Here is a 19,009-nt window from a genome sequence, read left to right on the forward strand (position 1 = left end):
ATTCCAGTATCACCAGCCGATGTTGTGAGACAGGCAAGCTTAGTCCGTCGCTATAGCCATCACTTCTTTGAGTGCTCGACAGGTGGCCTCGATCTCTTCCGCCTTCAGCGTGGGATGACAAAGCAACATCAGGCTGGTCTCACCGAGTTCGCGGGCTACCGGTAGCCTCTCCTCGGGGCGCCAGCCGGTATCCTCGAAGGCCTTTTCACGATAGATCTCGGAACAAGAGCCGCTGAAGCAGGGAACCCCGCGCGCCACGACTTCATCAATGATGCGATCCCGGTCCCAACCATCGCTGAGTTCGTGTGGTTGAACGAAGACATAACACTTGTAGGCGGCGTGTTCGATATGTTCCGGCGGCCGCGGCACCCTCAGTCCGGCACATTCGCGTGCGGTCGCCCAGATGCGCTCGGCGTTGGCACGGCGTTGGGCGGACCACGCCGGGAGACGGCGCAACTGCACCCGGCCGATGGCGGCCTGCATCTCGGTAAGCCGCCAGTTGGTACCAAAGCTTTCATGCAACCAGCGAAAACCGGGAGGATGCTGCTGCTCGTAGACGGCGCTCCAACTCTTGCCATGATCCTTGTAGGCCCACATGCGTTGCCAGAGTTCGGGGTCGTTGGTAGTCACCATGCCCCCCTCACCGCCGGTGGACATGATCTTGTCCTGGCAGAACGACCAGCAGCCCACCTTGCCGATCGACCCCACGCTGCGTCCTCGGTAGCGTGCACCGTGGGCCTGGGCACAGTCTTCGATCACTTCAATGCCATTGCCCGACAGGTTTATCAGCGCATCCATCTCACAGGGCCAGCCCGCCAGATGCACGGCGATGATCGCCCGAGTACGAGGGGTGATGTGGCCCACCACGGTGGTCAATGAAAGCGTCTGGGAATCGCACTCCACATCGGCAAAGACCGGCACGGCGCCGACGGCTACAATGCTCGAGGCCGAGGCCAGGAAGGTCCGTGAGGTCACGATTACCTCGTCACCCGCACCAATACCCAGCCCGCGCAGCGCCAGCTCGAGGGCAACGGTGCCATTGGCCACCGCAATGGCGTACTCGCTGTCCGTGGCACGGGCGAACTCGCGTTCGAATTCCCGCCCTTCCTCACCGGTCCAGTAATTGACCCGATTGGAGAGCAGCACTTGCTGTACCGCCTCGGCCTCCTCCTCGGTGAAGGAAGGCCAGGAAGAAAAGGGTCCGTCAATCATCATGCGCCTCCCGTTTCAACAGCTCACTTTCTTTCATGACAACCGGTTTCTCGTCGACGTCGCGCAGAAAGATCATGTCGTCCTCGAAGGTGTAGTGCCGATAGGCGGTAGAGAACGCTTCGGGGTTCAGGCTGGCTTCCAGGTAATCAAGCGGCAAGTTGGCGCCCGCCTTGGCCAGGACCGACATGAAGGCGACGAACCTCACGTTGATTTCGGTGATCATTGGCTGGCCATTTGCCGCTTCCTTGAGGTCCGCCGTAAACACCCCATGCGGTTTAACCCCATGTTGGTGAAACACCTCCCTGATGGCGTCATCCGCAATATCGACCAGATGGCGGTCGTTGATCAGGCGCCCGAAGGAGGTATTGCCGGTGATACCGGACGGCGACACCTTGGCCATGATGTATTCCAGCCGCTCGGCACACGCCGAGCGCAGAAGCCGTCCATCGAAATAGAGCAGCTTGCAAGCCAGATTCCGCCCAGGCAGGAACTCGGAGGCAATAAACTCCCCGACGGTAGGATTGATGCGCATCCATTCATCGAGCTCTCCTCGGCTGCCTACCTTCAGGGAACCAAGACCACTCGAGCCGACAGTGGAGCGCACCCAGAAGGGATAAGGTAACGACAGCTCGCCAATATCTGCTCCGTTGGAGAAGTTGGCATGCGCGGGTATGTAATGCTTGTTGTACAGCGCGTCATGCATCGCTTTCTTGTCGATCAGCACGCGGCTCGTCTGATAGTCAGGCACGAACGCCTTGCAGGGCAGCGCCTGTGCATCCTTGGCCTTGGCCCAGACCAGCACCTCGGTTTCGGGCATGACCACGGCGAACGCAATCTCATGCTTGTCGACGAGACGCCCGATAGCCGGCCAGTAATCTTCACTGGAAGACTCCGGCACTACATGGGTCTCGATGTAGCTGTCTCGGTCATAAAGACCAATGGCCAAGGGGTTCGAATCGACTCCCACGAAGCGATAGCGTTCACATCCCGAGTCGAGGATCGATCTGACGAAGCTACGAGGGGTGGGCCCGCCCACCCCTGTCACAAGCACGTTGATCCTGTCACCCATTTTCGTTGATCCTATTGTTGGTTGATTTCGCTCCCTGAAATCGGGGCATGCCTACCTCATTGGCGTGGGAGATACCCTCGCGGCTGAACACCTTCTTGACCGTCAGTAACAGGATCCAGATATCCAACCGAAGAGACTGGTGATCGACGTACCAGACGTCGAAAAGGAACTTTTCCTCCCAGCTAATGGCATTGCGTCCGTTCACCTGGGCCCAGCCGGTAACGCCGGGACGAACCTCGTGACGACGAAACTGTTCGGGAGTGTAGAGTGGCAAGTAATCCATCAGCAGAGGACGCGGCCCCACCAGGCTCATATCGCCCAGGAGGACGTTCCATAACTCGGGTAGCTCATCCAGGCTGGAGGAACGCAGCATGCTGCCAAAGCGGGTAAGTCGCTGCGCCGACGGCAACAGCTCGCCGTTGGCATCCCGGATGTCGCGCATGGACCTGAACTTGACCAGTCGGAAGGGCTGGCCATCAAGGCCAGGACGCACCTGTCTGAAGAGCACGGGGGAACCGAGTTTCCAGCGAACCAGGATGGCGACGATGAGCATGACCGGCGACAAAACGATCAATAACAGGGCAGCTACGCTCACATCAAAAAGGCGCTTGATCATGAAATCCCCATTTCCTTGAGCATGACGGCATTGACCTTGCGTACGTCATATTTGCGAAGGGCCTGTTCGCGCGAGCGACGGCCCATGGTGCTGACAAGTTGCGGCGATACGAGGAAGGCTCGCATGGCATTGGTCAATTCATCGGCATTGCGCGGCTGGACCAGATAGCCATTTTCCCCCTCGATGACAGTTTCGCGGCAGCCCGGGGTATCGGTGGTGATCACGGCACGCCCCATCGCCAATGCTTCCAGGATGGTTCTGGGTACTCCCTCTCGATAGAAAGTGGGCAGCACAAACACGCTGGAAGCCCCCAGTGCATCTCGGACGTCATCTTGCTTGCCAAGGTAAGTAATGACGCCGTCATCGACCCACTTGGTGAGTTCCTGGGGCGTGATCGAATTGGGATTGCTGTCGAGGTCGCCGACCAGAATGAAGCTGGCCTCGGGAAATTCCACCTTGAGGCGATAGGCGGCTTCAGCGTACTCGCGAACCCCCTTGTCGATCAGCAGCCGGGCGATCAGCAGAAAGGCAACCTTGGCTGGGTAAGGACGCGGGGCGTAATGCTCGATGTCCACTCCCGAGCCGTTAACCACCACCGAAGGTGTTACACCATTCAGCACGCCCAGTTCACGAAACAAGGCCTGATCGTCGGGGTTCTGAAAGAACACCTTATGGGTGAAACGCAGCGACTGCCGATAGAGGTTGGTGGCGATGCGACTTATCAAGCGTTGCTTGTGGCTATCGCTGTGGCCCGAGAAGGAATAGCCAAGCCCGGTGATCAAGGCGAAACGCTGGCGACAACCGGCCATGGCAGCGGCCAGGGTACCGAAGATCACTGGCTTGATGGTGTAGCCGAGCACGTAGTCGGGTTTGATGACCCGCATGAGCCGAAATAACCCCAATAATGTGCGTAGATCATCCAGGGGGCTCATGCCGGTGCGCTTGAGAAAGATATCGTGCACATGGGCACCCTTTTGCTCGAGTTGCACTCGAATTTCGCTATCCATCGGCAGATCAGGACCCGCGGCATGGATCGTCAAACCCTGGCTGACAAGATCGGATATGAGATGACCTCGAAAACTGACCAGCGAGCGCGGTGCGCCGGCAATGATAAGAAATTTCATGTCAATCCTTGGAGTCGAGGCAACTCGCCCAGACACTATCGAAAGAAGTCACCATCTTGTCGATGGTGAAATTGTCCTTTATTCGTGCAACGGACGATGCCTGACGCCCTGCCCAGCGATCGGGAAAATCCATACGTTCGACCAGTGCCGCCTGAATGGCATCGGCGAGCTTGCAAGGCTCCTTGGGAGGCACCACCCAGCCAGTCTCACCGATGATCATCGCCGTATCACCGACATCCGTGCCCACACATGGTGTGCCGCAAGCCATGGCTTCGGCGATCACATTGGGGAAGGCTTCACCAAATGAGCTCGAGAGAATATGAAGATCCAGACAATTCATGATGACCGGAATATCCGAGCGAATCCCCATCAGGCGAATCCGAGAGGTCAGATCCAGCTCCGCGATCCGCTTTACGAGAAAGAGGTTTTGGTCATCGAGGCCACTTCCTACCAGTAGGCAGCTAAAACCATGACCGCGGCTCTTCACTTCGGCCAACGCCATGAGTAGATTTTCATGGTCCTTCTGCGTGTTGTATCGCCCCACCATTCCCAGAACCGGCCACCGTAAATCTTCTCCCGACAGCACGTCGTCTCGCCTGCCATCAGGCTCTCCAAAAGGATGAAAAGCGGACAGGTCATAGCCGTTGGGAATGACCACCATCTTCTCGGAACGGTAGCCAAGCGACGCATGGAGCCTGGCCGCTTCATGAGCACAGCAGACGATTCGGTTGGGTATTAGGCCGGAGAGCCGCGCGCAGAGCCTGGCGGTAATGATGGAGGAGCGTGAGCTTTGGCCCGTTTCCAACGCAGTGTGGCGGATACCCCAACAAACGTGTCGAACCCCGGCTAGACGCGCGCATATCCCTCCAATAAGATCGGGATGATACATCCACGTCTGCACCAGATCCGGTCGATACTGCCTGAGGTGTTTCCACAACCTCACCATCCCCGAGAGCAAGCCGTCCTTGCGGGTAAAGCCCAGCGATTCGACAGCGATGCCTTGCTGCCTGAGGCGTTCCTCGTAATCCCCACCGCCGATCATGGCGATGATAGTATGCTGATTCGCTGTATCATTCGTGCAGAGGCGGCACAGAGCAGACTGAGCGCCGCCGGGATACAGGCTGGTGATGACATGAAGAATGTGCATAGCGTTACCGGAGTGTCCTGTAATGAAAAGTCTCAACAATAGGCAAACTTCCGGCTACATCGCGGGGTCAAGTTCCCATAGCTTTCCCATCCATTTATCGTAAATAATGGAGGAAAAACGTGATCGACCAGCGCCATGCGCAAAGGTGATCTCTCCGAAATAGATAACTCCATCGACGTTATAAAGATCAACGCGAGCATAGGAAAACGGCTGGCCCAGTGTCTTGGCAATCTCAAGCATCTTCACGTAATTTTCCGGTCGCTCAAGAGTGGTCTTCAAGCACGGATGGGTCAGCGAGAAAGGCAGCCAGTTAAGCTCTTCATCAAAAAAAGAACGGTGCGCATGGCCGTATCGGTCATAGTCAATATGCAGCAGAACTGTCTGCTCACCCTTCTTCTTGTGGTTGAAGACATGAAATTTATAATCCCAAAGGTCGTCACCGTTGGACGTTTTTAGCTTTTTTTCAACCAGCACTGCCGGTTGGATGTGGCTGTACCAAGGCTCCAGTTTCATCCGACCGTAATCGACGGTGAGTTGATGATTGATGTTATCGCAGACCGACCGGACCCTGTCGTCCGGATCGGCTGGAGAAAGAAACTGGACCGGACCTGAGTTATGATTAGCCTTGACTACCAAGGCACCATGCTTGTCGAGCAACTTCCGGGCGTCGAGAGGTGAGAGTCGATCTCCGACAAAAACATTGTCAATTACGTATTCGCGCCCCACTTTTTCAGCCACATACTCCTTGACGGCGATCTTGTCGGCGCAGGTAATGAAAAGCGGATTCTTCCAGTTAAATTTACGGTGGTTGATCTTCTGGTTGTAGGTAACCGGGTGCTTGAAGCGGGGATAATACCCGGCACGCGCGATGAAGGCGGCGCGCTCGCGAATGGCAGTGGGAACCAGCCGATAAATCTTTTTCATGTCATCTTCCTAAGGTACTACGTCATCACGTTTCGCTATGAGCGCATTAATCTGCCTGAAAGCGTCGATGCATGGCTTCAAGAACACCGAATGGCATCAACGAGATCAGTGTCCATTTCAGGCAATAAGGAATATCGTCGGCCCAGTAGAACGACCCAGGCAGTAATGACAATGGAAGTGACATTCGCTTCTTCTTCTTCTGCAGCCACACATACTTGACCATCTTGTTGCTATAGCGCTTGAGCCATTTTTCATCCCTGTGGCTGACATAGGGCCCGAGCTCATTCACCATCTCGCGGAAGAGGTCTATGGAGGGCGTGGAGTTGACCGATACCGAGGCGGCATCACGATAGGAGATGGAGGCGATATGCGGTGACCACACCATGCGCTGCATCCTGGCCAGCAGCTCAACCCAGGCATAGAGATCACCTGAGCGTTCGGTACGCCCTTCAGGGAAGACGGTATGACTGAACAGGGCGTCTCGTTTGAGTAGAACAGCGTTTGTTCCCATGGCACGCCAACCCTTGCAGGCAAACTTCAGATAGTCAGAGAGAGTAAGTACCTGAGGCCCTTCTGATATAAAATGCTTCGCGAAGGAATCAAGCGTCTGTTTAGTACCGACCTGGCTGATACGGGCCGAGCAGATGATCGGAATATCAACAAATTCACCAGCAATGTCCATGGCATCGGCGAGATGCTCCGGGAACCAGGCATCATCTGCATCCAGTAAGGCCACCCAGTCTCCCGTGGCATGCCGGATGCCGTGATTCCTGGCGGCGTAACCACCCGGACCGGAGGTAGTTCTCCTGAGTACCCTGATGCGTGCGTCGTCGAATTCCGCCACCCTTTCAAGGCTGCCATCCTTGGAAGCATCATCAACAATCAACAGCTCCAGGTCCGGATACGTCTGGTCCAGAACGGACTGAATTGCGCGTGACACATACTGTTCCTTGTTATAGACAGGCATCACGACAGTGACGAGCGGACGCATGAAAATCTCCATAAAATGATATTGGATAACGGAACGCTGACAAGGCGGCGAACAACAAGAAGCACTCTTTCAGTAGGCAGGTTCGCGCTCTCTCTGGTCGGCATAAAAAGGCGAAGAGAAGGTGTAGCAAAGTCCCATGCCGATAATCATCCACATCATCCTTGCCGAGTATCCCTTGAAAATGAAGGGCTCCTTTATTTCGGCAATAAACATGATAATCATGAAAACGATCCAGAAGCTCTTGTAATGGGTGATCATCAATACATACCTGGCCAGATAGGCAACAAACAGGTAAAAAGCGATTGTCAACGGAATACCCAAGGCCGTGAACATGCGCATATAGCCCGCATCAACGCGGCGAACCAGGTCGAAGCCGCCCGTGTGGGCCCCTACACCAAAAAATAGTTTGGCCCATTGATCTGACATGGCAAACATATCTATCAGCGATGTTGTCGTTCCCTCCTGCTCTAGCCCTTCGACACCTTGGTACAGGAAACTGATTGAGTAGGAAAGCACGCTGTCAGGATACAGCAGGGCAAGCATCGGTGGGGCAACAACCACAATAGCCGTGACACTGGCATAAATCAGCACCCGTCGCATTGATACTTTTTCTTTTGATAGCATGAGATTGAGGATGTGAAACAGGACGATGCCAATGAAACCCACCACAATGCCGGTCCGGCCGATGAACAGCAGCGACGTGAAGATTGTTATCGAAGCCACCAAAAAGTAAATAAAACTTATCTTGCGCTTGATGTATAACGCCTGGAGCAATACGAGGATAGTGCCATGGAAAAGCGACAGATTAGCGGCGCCGCCTGACGCGATACCGCGTAGCCGATACTCCCTCGTCAAATAGTTGATGTTGGAATTTTCGGGCAGGTAGAGGATAGACTCGACGAGGGCACGGAACGCCGGGAACTGATATTCCAGCAAAATAATTGCGGAATTAACGAAAACCACGAAAACGATGAGCTTGAAGCACAGTGTCAATGCCTGATCCATGTCTAGAGCCTTCTGGATCAAATAGAAGGCTAACACGAACCCAATCATTATATAGACGCCTACTTGGATAACGTAGTTCTGGAAAGACGTACTGAAGGCTTCCATGTAGAAGATAATGACGACGAGGTTATATAGACAGAAAAAACATAGTGCGATAAAGGTCAGCAGCAGAGGCATCTGCTGCAGCGACCTGGCGGCAAGAAGTGGGTGCATACCCAGGAAGAGCACGATTGCAATCATGCCACCGTGAAGTAGCATCCCGCCCAAATTGAAATAAGGGCTCAGCAAATAGAGGTACAGAAATAGCGTCAACACGAAAATGCTTCGATAGGTGAATCCGTGTATATACCGGAGCCCCCCATGAAAGCTGTCGACATCCACTGTTCTTTTTGAATATCTCACGGCAATCTACCTTCAGGTTTCTGCACTCAGTGGCTTGATATTCCCAACCTGCGAAACTGGACCCGAGAACGGAATTCATCATTTCAATCCCGGGCCCAACTGACTACTTGTAGGAGTAACTGTAATAGCCGTAACCGTAGCTGATGGCGGCAGTCTTCTCGATGGCGTTGAGGATGCAGCCCTTCACATGAACACCGGTGTTCTCGAGACGACGAACGGCGATCTTGACCTCACGCGGGGGGTTGACGCCGAAACGCGCCACGAGCAGCGTGGTTCCGACGACCTTGCCGATGATGGAGGCATCGGTCACGGCCAGGATCGGCGGCGTATCGAAGAACACCAGATCGTAGTGCTGGCTAACCTCATTCACCATTTCCGCAAAGTTCTTGCGCATCAGCAGCTCGGAGGGATTTGGCGGCGCCACTCCGCGTGTCATGTAGTGCAGGCCAGGCACATCGGACTGACGGATCGCCTTGTCGACCGGCAGCTTGCCTGAGATCACCTCGGACAGGCCATTTTCTGACTTGTCATTGAAGGTGAAGTGCAGGTTACCCTTGCGCATGTCCGCGTCGATGATCAGCACCTTCTGACCCGCCTGGGCACAGACAAACGCCAGATTGATGGTCACGAAGCTCTTGCCGATCCCAGGACTCGGACCGGTGATCATGATGGAGTTGTTGGGTGAATCCATCATGGCGAAGTGCAGGCTGGTGCGCAGGCCACGAATCGACTCAACGGCCATATCGGTTGGGTAGAGCTTGGCGAGAAAGCTGCCGATGGCATGCTTGGATATCTTATCGTTACGCTGCTTGACCCGTTTGACGAGCTTCATCTGGTCATTGGAGCGCGGTACTGTGGCGTAAACTGGGAGGTTCATATCCTCCAACTGTTCAGCGCTTTCGATACCCTTGTTTAACAACCCGCGAAGCAGAATCAGGCTGATGGCAAGCAAGAGACCCACCAGCATGGCGACGATCACGATCAGTCCGGTATTGGGCGCGATCGGGGATGGCAGGACGGCAGCAAAGTCGATGATCCGCACATTGCCGACGGTGGCCGCCTTGGCAATATTCAGCTCCTGCATACGGTTAAGCAGCTGCACATAGATCTGCTGGGTGACCTCGACATCGCGGGTCATTCTCAGCATCTGCTGCTGGGTCTCGGGCAGGTTCTCGGTCCGGTCTTCCAGGTTAGCTCGCTCACGCTGTAGCTGAGCTTTCTTGTCGAGCAGCGCGGCGTAGACCGGGTGATTCGGTGTAAAACGGCGAGACAGCTCCGATTCCTGCATCTCGAGGTCGTTCATGCGACTCTCTATCTCAACCATGCTGGTCAAGACGTTCTGAGTCTCTTGTGTGAGGTCGACACTGTCCTGCTCGGTACGGTAGGCGTTGAGGCTATTTTCGGCCTCTCCCAATTGCTCACGCACCCTCGGCAGTTGCTGGTCAAGAAACTCGAGGCTCTTCTCCGCTTCCGCGGCCTGGCGCGCAATGTTCTGGGCCAGGTACACCTCGGCGATGGCATTGAGCGATGACTCCACTTCATCAGGAGCGGTGCCATTAAGAACGAGTTGCAGTACGCCGGTATCGCTCTCCCCTACCTGAGTTACGGCGAACCGTGACTTCAGGCTGTTGATCGCCGACTGAGTGCTGCGCTTGGCAATGGTGAACTGAGCGCCTGCCGGTGCCAAAATCTCGCCGACCCGGATCTCGATCCAGGGGTTATCGGCCTCGATTCGCTCACCTGGCTGACCGGTCAACAGCACCTCGCCTTCAACGCCTAGAATTCGATAGCCACCGCCCTGGGTGACCTCAAGCGTCAGGGGCTGGTTGACCAGTTCCGGATCGACGCTCAGCGTTTCCACGCTGATGCTCTCACCGGCCCAGATCTCAGGCCGACCCTCGGCGAATGCCGGACGCGGGATATCGTGAACGATGGGGGCATTACCAATAACGGGAAAAACTACCGGCGAGACGCTGATATCCAGCTTCTCCTGGCTCGCCGCCTGGCCGATGATGAGCCTCGAGCGCAGTATTTCCATCTGCGCTGCCGTTCTCGGCTCCTCTTCCATCAGCATCGCGGCGATCTCATCGGCGCCGGTAGTGGTGCCTGTCCTTTCAATCTGGACGAGAGCATCCCCTTGGTATACGGGAGTTTGAAGCATTGCGTAAACAATACCCGCGATCCCGAACGCCAAGGTCAGAAGAATGATCTTCCACTTGTTGTCGAGCAGCATGCCCAGCATGCGCCCCAGGTCAATATTCTCTTCACCGAGAGGCATGCTGGGAGATGCTGATGCATTCGGATTGGGTTGTACGATCGTACTGTTAGTGGTCAAGCTAGTCATGTTGATGTCATCCCTAGGAGGGTGAGGATGAATATCTCTCTGGAAGGCCATGGCTGGGTATCATGACAACCGCATGCGGTTGTCATGATACGAAAGCCCCAAGGGATTAAAGGTCGCCAACGTCGCTGGACGTTTCAGCCACCGAACCGGGCAAACTGATTGACGGCAGCAGCAGACTGATGACGTTGTTCCAGCGTGCCAGCGGTGCGGAGGTCACGTAGACAACATCCTGAGGTTCCAGCGGGAAGTGGGTTCCCATGTTCAGGGCGACGGCATTCGAGATGTCGAGCTGGTAGACGGTAGCCATCTTGTCGCTGCCCTGCGGGTTACCCCGAATGACGAAGATGCCTGAAGGCTCGGCGCGACTCTCGACCACACCACCTGCACGCGACAAGGCATCGGTGAGGCTGAAGCGCTCCATGCCTGCCTGAATGGTGCCCGGATCCCGAACCTGCCCCAGCACGGAGATGTTCTGATTCTCAGCCGACGAGACATGCAGCACGTCGCCTGGCCTCATCAGGGCATTCTGCGTCAGATCGCCTTGCTTCAGCATCTCGTACAAGGAAATGGGCATCTCCTTGCCGTCACGCGTTAAGGTGACTTGGTGCCAATTGGCGTTCTCGGTAGCTCCTCCCGCCTGGCTGATGGCATCGAGGACAGACATGGGGACATTGGTAATGGGCTGAGTCCCCGGTGAATCGACAGCGCCGCTGACGTAAAACTTCTTCGAACGGAACGCCGCCACGCTCACTTCAAGCTGAGGATCGGTGATATAGGTGGAGAGTTGGTTGGTGAGAATTCGCCGAATCTCGTTGACAGTTTTCCCTTCTACCTGGATGTTGCCGATATAGGGATAGTAGATGCGACCGTCGGCATGCACGAGGGTGCCGGATTCTTCTGCACTACGCTCACTACCCGCCGGTATGGTCAGCTCGGGGTGGTCGTAGACGATGATATTCAACACATCACCCGGCCCGACGAGATACTGATAATCTTCTATCTCGCGGATCATTTCCGTTGTCATGGTCCTGGATTTGCTGGAGTCATTCTCGGCGCGATAGGTCGATATCAAGCTCGGCGTGATTGGGACGATATCTACCTGATTATCCAGGGAGACTTCCTCCGTTTCATAATCGATATGACCACCAGGCGCCATGGCACAACCGCCCAATATGCTGATAGGCAATAATGCGACAGCAAAGCAGGCACCGCGTGTAAACTTCTTCATTGTCCTTTCTCCCTTGCTCGCAAGACATTTCGAGTGTTCTTGTCGGCGTTCCAATGACGCATGGTTGACTCCCTCTTCATCAGACCTGCTGTGTCTTACCGTCTTCTTGCCCAAGCGTTCGTGCCACATGCCTCTTGTGGCTTTCTTCCCTAGGCGTGTGGCAAAGACCATGTCATCTGGCAGACCCTGATTGTTACAGGAGTACAATCATAATTACACAATATTACAAATATCTCGAATGCTTGTGGGAATGGAATTTCCCATCCCTCAAGGCTCATTAATTTAGCTATTATAATAATTAGATTATATTGATGTATTTAAGATTAACCGTTTGATTTATGGGCGTTTTTATTATCATTCCCAAGCGATTTCGCTCACTCACGTACACGAATTCACTTACAAGGCCATCGTCAAAGTGAGCCTCGAAAAAGAAAGTATGAGAAAGCTAGTGTCATGCTCAGGCTGAAGCGAGGCGAGAGAGGCGCATGGCTCCCTCCGTCGACCAGGCCACTGGGGTAATTTGAGCAGAGAAGCCAAGGAAAACAGGGCCGGCATTACGGGGGCTTCTGTCGTCAAGGTGGGTATAGCTGCCGTAGCCTCTTCACCACGAAGGCTTCAGAGAAGCCCGTCAGGTGCTGCCGATCGGAGAAAAATGACCAGCCGTCATCGGATACCTGGCACCTTTTGTCGCAAAATATCCGATAAGGACTCAGATAACGTAGCGCATGGTGTTGAGACAAATGTTGGAAATAAGTGTCGGACTTGGCAAGCTCTTCAAGGTCTTCAACCTTTAACTGATTCAAGCCTTCACGATAGTCATCAAAATCGATGGCAATGGAAGGCTGCAGCCTCTGCACACCTTCCACATGAACATGGGGACCAATGATCGTTACCTGACGGCTCATTGGACGAAAATGGTCAACCGTGGCTTGTATGAACCCGGCCCAACGAGTATCGATAGTGCTTCCCTCGGGGAAATTAGTGATCCTCTCGTCATACGTGTCCCAAAGTTGAGAGATGATGACATGGTCATACGTCTTATCAATGTCATAAAGTTGCTCGCGAAGCTCATTGCAAGAAATATCCGCTGACTGGTCATTGAACGCAACACCCTTGAGCAATACACATGCTCCTCGGGAAACGACATCTACGTTCTCCGGAGACAATCCCAAAGACTTCGCGATTGGCGCAACGTATTGTTGGAGAACAGAGTCACCAATAAACAGTACGCTGGTTTCCGCTTGGGTTTCAGCTACATTAAAACCCCGGACATAGTCCTTATGGAAGGAGGAGGCATGGGCCTTCGCCACCTCGAAAGCGAACGGGTTCAGTATCCTGAAACGTGCCTCGAGGCCATTGGTCTTAGCGACCAAGAAGCCGGCCCCTGCGAGAAGGCCGACAGATAGCGTCCCGAGTGCCATGCCCTTTCCATAACCACCTGCTCGCCGTGCATAACGGCGAGCCGGTATCTCCAGGAAACAATACGACATCCATGCCGCCGGCACAGCAATGAGCACAACAATGCTGAATACCATCCAAGGAGCTTGTTCTCCTTGAAAGAACTCGAGCCCGGCGATGACCGGCTGATGAAAGAGATAGAGAGGGTAAGAAATCAGGCCTATCCAGACGAGTTCCCTGGAAGCGAGCAATCGACAGAGGCTACCCCGGTTGCCATGAAAGATAATCAGCGCCGTTCCCAGGCACGGCCAAAGCGCATTCAGCCCGGGAAATCGGCTGTTGGACTCCAGCCACAAGGCCGAAAGCAATATCATCCCGGCGCCAAGCCAAGGCAGGAATGGAGGAGAATATCGCGTGGCCCGCCATGCATAACGCTCGTCAGACATGACAATCGCCAATAGGGCCCCTATCAGCAATTCGAAGGCGCGATAGTGTGGTAGGTAATAGCTTGCCAGGCTCTCACCCTCTCTGACGGACCACTCCGACATCCCCAGCGATACCAACAGCAGCAGCGCCGTGACAAGCAGGACGACAGCACGACCCGTACGAATGAAAAATATTAGCAACAACGGCCAGAAAGCATAGAACTGCTCTTCAACGCCAAGAGACCACAAATGAATCAAGGGTCGATACGCTTCCTCGCTGGCAAAATACTGCTCCCCCTGGGCGAACAATATATTCGCTAACCCAAATGCTGAAAAGAATATCTCCTTACCTAAGTTGTCGAAGGTTTTTTCATCATAGAAGACGAAGCCGAAGATCAGGACCGCGGCGAGAAGCACAAACAGCGAAGGAAGTAGACGAGAGGCGCGTCGTCGATAAAAAACTAAAAAACTGAAGCGCTTGTCTGTCATTTCACCATATATAAGTGCTGTGATCAGATAGCCGCTTATCACGAAGAAGACATCGACACCGACGAAGCCACCTTCCAATAAAGAGAAACCAGAATGAAAGCCAATCACCAGAAAAACCGCAAACGCTCTCAGGCCATCAATGTCGGGCCGGTAAGAAAAACTTGGATGCATTATTCTTCCACTTTGTAACTAGACTTGAAATTAATTATTATGCCTATTCCTCCAAGTTGACGTTATTCCCCAGATCTATCACGCCATCTGACTTGTTAAGGAGCCGCATAAAATTGTTGCCCACGAAACCACTGACCTTGTGCGATGTAATGATGGCATTTCCACCATCACCATCGTTCCCCTGAATATCGACCTGCCTGGACCACAGCAACCGAATATGCCCACCTTCCAATAGATTATCCTTGATTTTTACAACGCGAGTAAACTTATCGGAGTCACCATGATAGGCATCCGTTATCGCAGATTCGGACGTCTTGAACTGATTGCCGGTAATCCAGAGCCCTTTGGATAGTCGTTCGTCCTTTTTTTTGTCGAACCCACCGTACACGCACCCTCTCTCTACATGGTTAGCACTATTATGCAAGATGTGAATCCCTTCGTGGCGATCGATCCAGTAGGCATTCCGAGTATTTATGGCACTGTTGGCGATGATCTGCGTGTCGTAGGCCGATGCCAGACGAAAGCCATGGAGAGTCTGACCATCCGTATGGTTGCCCATGATCAATACATTTTCTGCCCCGCCTTCACATCCAATACCCACCTGTCCACGTAGTGCACGACACTGGCGAATCACACCACGGTGGGTCGAATTCCAGAAATTGCTACGGATGTTATTAGTAAATCGCCCTACACCGTAACCGGTGACGAAGATCCCATAGCTCGAGGCATCCTCGGTACGGACTCGCTCGACAAGGAAATCTGACATTCCTTCAAGGCGAATCAAGGGACCATTATCAGTGGCTCGCTTATCGGCCCCGATGGCGCAGAAATCTGACAAGAATACACCGTGTCGGTGAAGGGTATCGCCGACATTCAGATGTATCATGACATAATCGTCTTGCCGCCAGTCCTCGGCCCGGGCTTCGATGATTGTTTTTTCCATCCCTTGGCCACAGACACGAATGCCATCATGCAAGTTGAGCTTTCTGTAGACGAACCAGTGGCCCGCCTCGATGATGCCCGTTAACCCATCGGAGGCGATATTGTCCAGGAAGTCCTGCAATTGCTTCTGATCAATGACCGGGTCACCGCTCGGTGCCAAGCCCATCTCACTAGTAGTAATGCTGGAGGCTCGGCATCGTACACGCGCAGCACCCGTGACCTTACCTGACCCAAAATGGGTCTTTCTGGCACCAACCGTGGTTGAGGCCAGCAGCAAGTTATCGCTATCCGCTATCGATCCCAGTGACATTACATTAGCACCTTTTTAATATAATTTCTTGTATTGACTATTTTTATGCTTATCCATGACAACAGTGAACCATATTGCCAAACAATCTTAGCAAAACGGAATATCCAAGTTGCCAAGCGATAGCTCACCTCGCCTCATCCAACTAGTATCAAGCTAATCTTTGATACACTGAAATAATCTTATTTTTCAACACACGGCAATGAAAGGTGATTTATACAATAATCAATCCAGTCGCTCGCGACTCTCGGCGACTTCTTGCTAATTATCCGGTCAAATATAGCAAGCGCCTCCTCTTCCGTATGAAATCCATTGACGACGCTAGGGAAATGCCGAGAAAAAGACTTAAGCATGAGGCCTCCAGGCGCCTTTTTCGGTTGTAAACGAACGACTGCAGACTCATGGCCCAAGGCCGCCAGGCAAGCGATACGGTGTTGGCCCGTCGAGACCATCACTACCCAATCCTTTTCATCGATCCAAGCTGTACCCGTCATCCATTCGCCTGTCTGAGGTTTATACCCACGACTCTTTATCGAATCGTAAAGATGAGTTAAACGCCGGTATTCAATAAAAAGTTTTCTAGGTTCAATTGGGCCAAATTGACTTCCACCAATGAATTCATCGAGCTTGACCCCTTGCTCGGTATCTTCTCTTTGATAAATGCTTTTTATATATTCACAGTACTTTTCCGGTGATAACCAAGAAGATAGCGGCAGGCTAGCAAGTGGGGGAAGATCAAGGAAGGCAGAATAGCTTGGTCTAGGAATATCCATCAACTCACTTGCCGTAGCTGGCTGATAAAGATCATAAAACCAGCGAAGGGGAGAAGCTTTTGCAGTTAATTGGCTGTTTTCCTCGTACGCCTTTAATGTTCTGACAAAGGGGTGCTTTCCGTTTATACCAAGCGAAAAGGCGCTGTAATTAAAAGTCACTATGCGATCCAACGGAACCTTGACCAGGCATGAGTTACCAGATGAGGCGTATACTGCCTCAATTGGATTAACACAATCACCCTTTGTCAAATCAAAAATTCTGGTCATCTCTTTTCGTTTTAACTCTACTCCTAATTTGCGACACGAAGATCTTAGCAGCTCTTTAGCAGCTCTTTTTATCATGGTAACCAGCCCCTGCGGAACAAGGCAAAAACCTTGCCTTTTTTAGAATTTATTTTAATAACTAATTATTTATGCGTGCTCAGCCATTTTTTTGAAGGTTTCGTTACGTTGAACCAGCTCGTCGTACGTTCCACTGTCGATCACATGCCCCTCCTCCATCAGGTATATACAGCCACAAGCTTTTACCGTGGCCAGACGGTGGGCGATCATGATGATGGTCTTCTTGCCGGAGAAGTCGTGGATCGCATCCATTACCAGGCGCTCAGTAATACCATCCAGGGCGCTCGTCGCTTCATCGAGTACCAGGACTTCGGCGTTATCATAGAGGGCACGGGCGATACCGATACGCTGGCGCTGGCCACCAGAGAGTTGAATGCCACGTTCACCTACTCGGGTCTCAAGACCCTCAGGCAAGCGCTCTAACAGGTCATCCAGATGAGCCATCTGTGCGGCACGCTGTACTTTTACAGCGTCAATATGTTCTGGTGGAAGGCCAAAGGCAATGTTTTCACGAATACTGGCGTCGGCCAGGAATATGCTTTGGGGCACAAAGCCGACGGTATTCTGCCAGGCTCGGCGGCGTTCAGCCGTTACCGGCTGGCCATCCAGCGTCAGTTGTCCTTGATTAGGCTCGATCAGACCCAGCAATACATCAATGGCGGTACTCTTACCCGAGCCCGAGGCACCCACCAAGCCAATGGTACCGTTGACGGGGATTGTCATATTGAGGTTTTCAAGCGCCGCTTCTTCCTTGCCTGGATAGCAGAACGTAACATTGTCAAGACGGATCACCTGCTGAGGTACCCATTTGCCCGTCTGCTGTACCGGCTTATCGTCAGTCGTTTCCTGACTGGCCGCCAGGTCCCCTTGCAAGCTATTGAACGAGGCGATATTCCCTCGAACCATCGCAAGGCTGCTGTAAATTTGCTGGAATGCTGGCAATAGTTTGAAGCCAGCCATGGCATATACAGAAAGGATTGGCAGGATCGTACCGAGGTTGCCTTGGTGAGAAACCAATAAGTAAAGAACCAACATGATGACAGCCCCAAAGGCGACCAGCTCCATCAGATAACGCGGCGCTTGGCTGAGGGCCTTGGTGGTGCCTTTGGCTCGCCCCAGTTGGCGGCTGGTTTTTTCAAAACGACGGTTGAATTCATCTTGACGCGCCAGAAGTAGAGTGTCCTTGATCCCGCCAAACCCTTCATTCATCAGCTTGAAGCGTAGGCTATTGGTGGCGCTGACTACGTTGCCATTACTTGAAAGTTTGCGCCGTACAGTTCGGTAAAGCCCCCAATAAACCGTGCCAAAGACCACCACCCCACTTAGCGCTACCCATGGGTTAAAGAGGAAAATGGCTATCGTAATGACCAAGGCCATTACCATCTTTGCATTCATCTGCATGAGCGGCGTCAGAACGTTGTCGCTGATCCGCCGGCATTCCTGCGCAATCTTGCTGGTGAGTTCGCTGCTGCTGCCGCTAGCATGGTACAACCAATCCTGTTGCATATAGTGCTTAAAAAGACGCGTGCTCAGCTCGGCGCCTACTTGCTGAGAATACAGCGAAAGCCTCCACGTGATAAAAATCGAGATCATGGCAGCCAATGCCAGCACGCCTAATACGCCTAGTCCTATCCAGAACAGAAAGGTTGTAGGGTCGTCGGCACCATACCACCGGTAGAAATCGCCTAGCAGGCCATCCCCCTCCAAGCGGCTCATATCGCCAACTACCGCCATGAAGGGGCCAATTGCCGCTATGCTGGCGAGTTCCGCAAAAGCCATTATTACTACCAGGAATTGCAGGCGCAATAGTCGCCTTCGTTGCTCGCCTGTCAACAGCCGATATAGCTGCTTAACGCTTGAAAGCAAGGAAAAGGTGTTAGCGTTCTTGACTGGATATACCATATAAGCCTTCCTCACAGGGAGGTGATAGCGTTTTAAAAGATAACCATACGTTCAGCTTTTCTATAGATCAGCCGCTTGGAAAATGATTCCCGAATTAACCAACTTAGATACCCGCAAACTTAAACGCTCACTTTGATTCTGCTATTACAGCATGGCATCGAGCAGGTGTACTAATGAAGCTAACGAGCCTGATCAAGA

General features: G+C 53.1%; 14 protein-coding genes. All 14 read right to left on the reverse strand.

The features are described 5' to 3' along the window. Positions 1 to 39 precede the first annotated feature (39 nt). A complete protein-coding gene (locus tag BM341_RS01805; RefSeq protein ID WP_089792317.1) occupies positions 40 to 1,212 on the reverse strand; it encodes a DegT/DnrJ/EryC1/StrS family aminotransferase in 1,173 nt (390 codons plus the stop codon). Next, positions 1,205 to 2,281: an ATP-grasp domain-containing protein gene (locus BM341_RS19330; RefSeq protein WP_217646155.1), complete on the reverse strand. Its 1,077-nt coding sequence runs from the start codon at positions 2,279 to 2,281 to the stop codon at positions 1,205 to 1,207. Before BM341_RS19330 ends, BM341_RS01805 begins: the two co-directional genes overlap by 8 nt. Next, positions 2,274 to 2,897, reverse strand: a complete 624-nt coding sequence (locus BM341_RS01815; RefSeq protein WP_089792319.1) for a sugar transferase — start codon at positions 2,895 to 2,897, stop codon at positions 2,274 to 2,276. Before BM341_RS01815 ends, BM341_RS19330 begins: the two co-directional genes overlap by 8 nt. Further along, the gene (locus tag BM341_RS01820; protein WP_089792321.1) at positions 2,894 to 4,021 is read right to left on the reverse strand and encodes a glycosyltransferase family 4 protein; all 1,128 of its coding nucleotides are present in this window, start codon (positions 4,019 to 4,021) and stop codon (positions 2,894 to 2,896) included. The genes BM341_RS01815 and BM341_RS01820 overlap by 4 nt, the downstream gene beginning before the upstream one ends. Before the next feature lies 1 nt (position 4,022). Continuing rightward, positions 4,023 to 5,168 carry a glycosyltransferase gene (locus BM341_RS01825; RefSeq protein ID WP_089792324.1) on the reverse strand — a complete coding sequence of 382 codons (1,146 nt, stop codon included), beginning with the start codon at positions 5,166 to 5,168 and terminating at the stop codon, positions 4,023 to 4,025. A gap of 54 nt (positions 5,169 to 5,222) precedes the next feature. Further along, on the reverse strand, positions 5,223 to 6,092 hold the full coding sequence (locus tag BM341_RS01830) for an ATP-grasp fold amidoligase family protein (protein ID WP_089792326.1): 870 nt from the start codon (positions 6,090 to 6,092) through the stop codon (positions 5,223 to 5,225). Between the two features lie 46 nt (positions 6,093 to 6,138). Then, positions 6,139 to 7,083 (reverse strand): glycosyltransferase family 2 protein, encoded by a 945-nt coding sequence (locus BM341_RS01835; protein WP_175507771.1) that lies wholly within the window; start codon positions 7,081 to 7,083, stop codon positions 6,139 to 6,141. Between the two features lie 69 nt (positions 7,084 to 7,152). After that, positions 7,153 to 8,403: a hypothetical protein gene (locus tag BM341_RS01840; protein ID WP_139232960.1), complete on the reverse strand. Its 1,251-nt coding sequence runs from the start codon at positions 8,401 to 8,403 to the stop codon at positions 7,153 to 7,155. A gap of 190 nt (positions 8,404 to 8,593) precedes the next feature. After that, a complete protein-coding gene (locus BM341_RS01845; protein WP_089792333.1) occupies positions 8,594 to 10,768 on the reverse strand; it encodes a polysaccharide biosynthesis tyrosine autokinase in 2,175 nt (724 codons plus the stop codon). 172 nt (positions 10,769 to 10,940) lie between these two features. Further along, positions 10,941 to 12,062 (reverse strand): polysaccharide export protein, encoded by a 1,122-nt coding sequence (locus BM341_RS01850; RefSeq protein WP_089792335.1) that lies wholly within the window; start codon positions 12,060 to 12,062, stop codon positions 10,941 to 10,943. Positions 12,063 to 12,634: 572 nt separating this feature from the next. Beyond that, complete coding sequence (locus tag BM341_RS01855) at positions 12,635 to 14,545, reverse strand: acyltransferase family protein (protein WP_089792337.1); 1,911 nt, start codon at positions 14,543 to 14,545, stop codon at positions 12,635 to 12,637. Positions 14,546 to 14,588: 43 nt separating this feature from the next. Next, complete coding sequence (locus BM341_RS01860; protein ID WP_139232961.1) at positions 14,589 to 15,797, reverse strand: right-handed parallel beta-helix repeat-containing protein; 1,209 nt, start codon at positions 15,795 to 15,797, stop codon at positions 14,589 to 14,591. Between the two features lie 179 nt (positions 15,798 to 15,976). Further along, complete coding sequence (locus BM341_RS18910; RefSeq protein WP_139232962.1) at positions 15,977 to 16,834, reverse strand: hypothetical protein; 858 nt, start codon at positions 16,832 to 16,834, stop codon at positions 15,977 to 15,979. A 144-nt stretch (positions 16,835 to 16,978) separates the two neighbouring features. Beyond that, complete coding sequence (locus tag BM341_RS01865) at positions 16,979 to 18,811, reverse strand: ABC transporter ATP-binding protein (RefSeq protein ID WP_245784116.1); 1,833 nt, start codon at positions 18,809 to 18,811, stop codon at positions 16,979 to 16,981. Positions 18,812 to 19,009: the final 198 nt, after the last annotated feature.

This window comes from Halomonas korlensis (assembly GCF_900116705.1).
Taxonomy (GTDB): Bacteria; Pseudomonadota; Gammaproteobacteria; order Pseudomonadales; family Halomonadaceae; genus Halomonas; species Halomonas korlensis.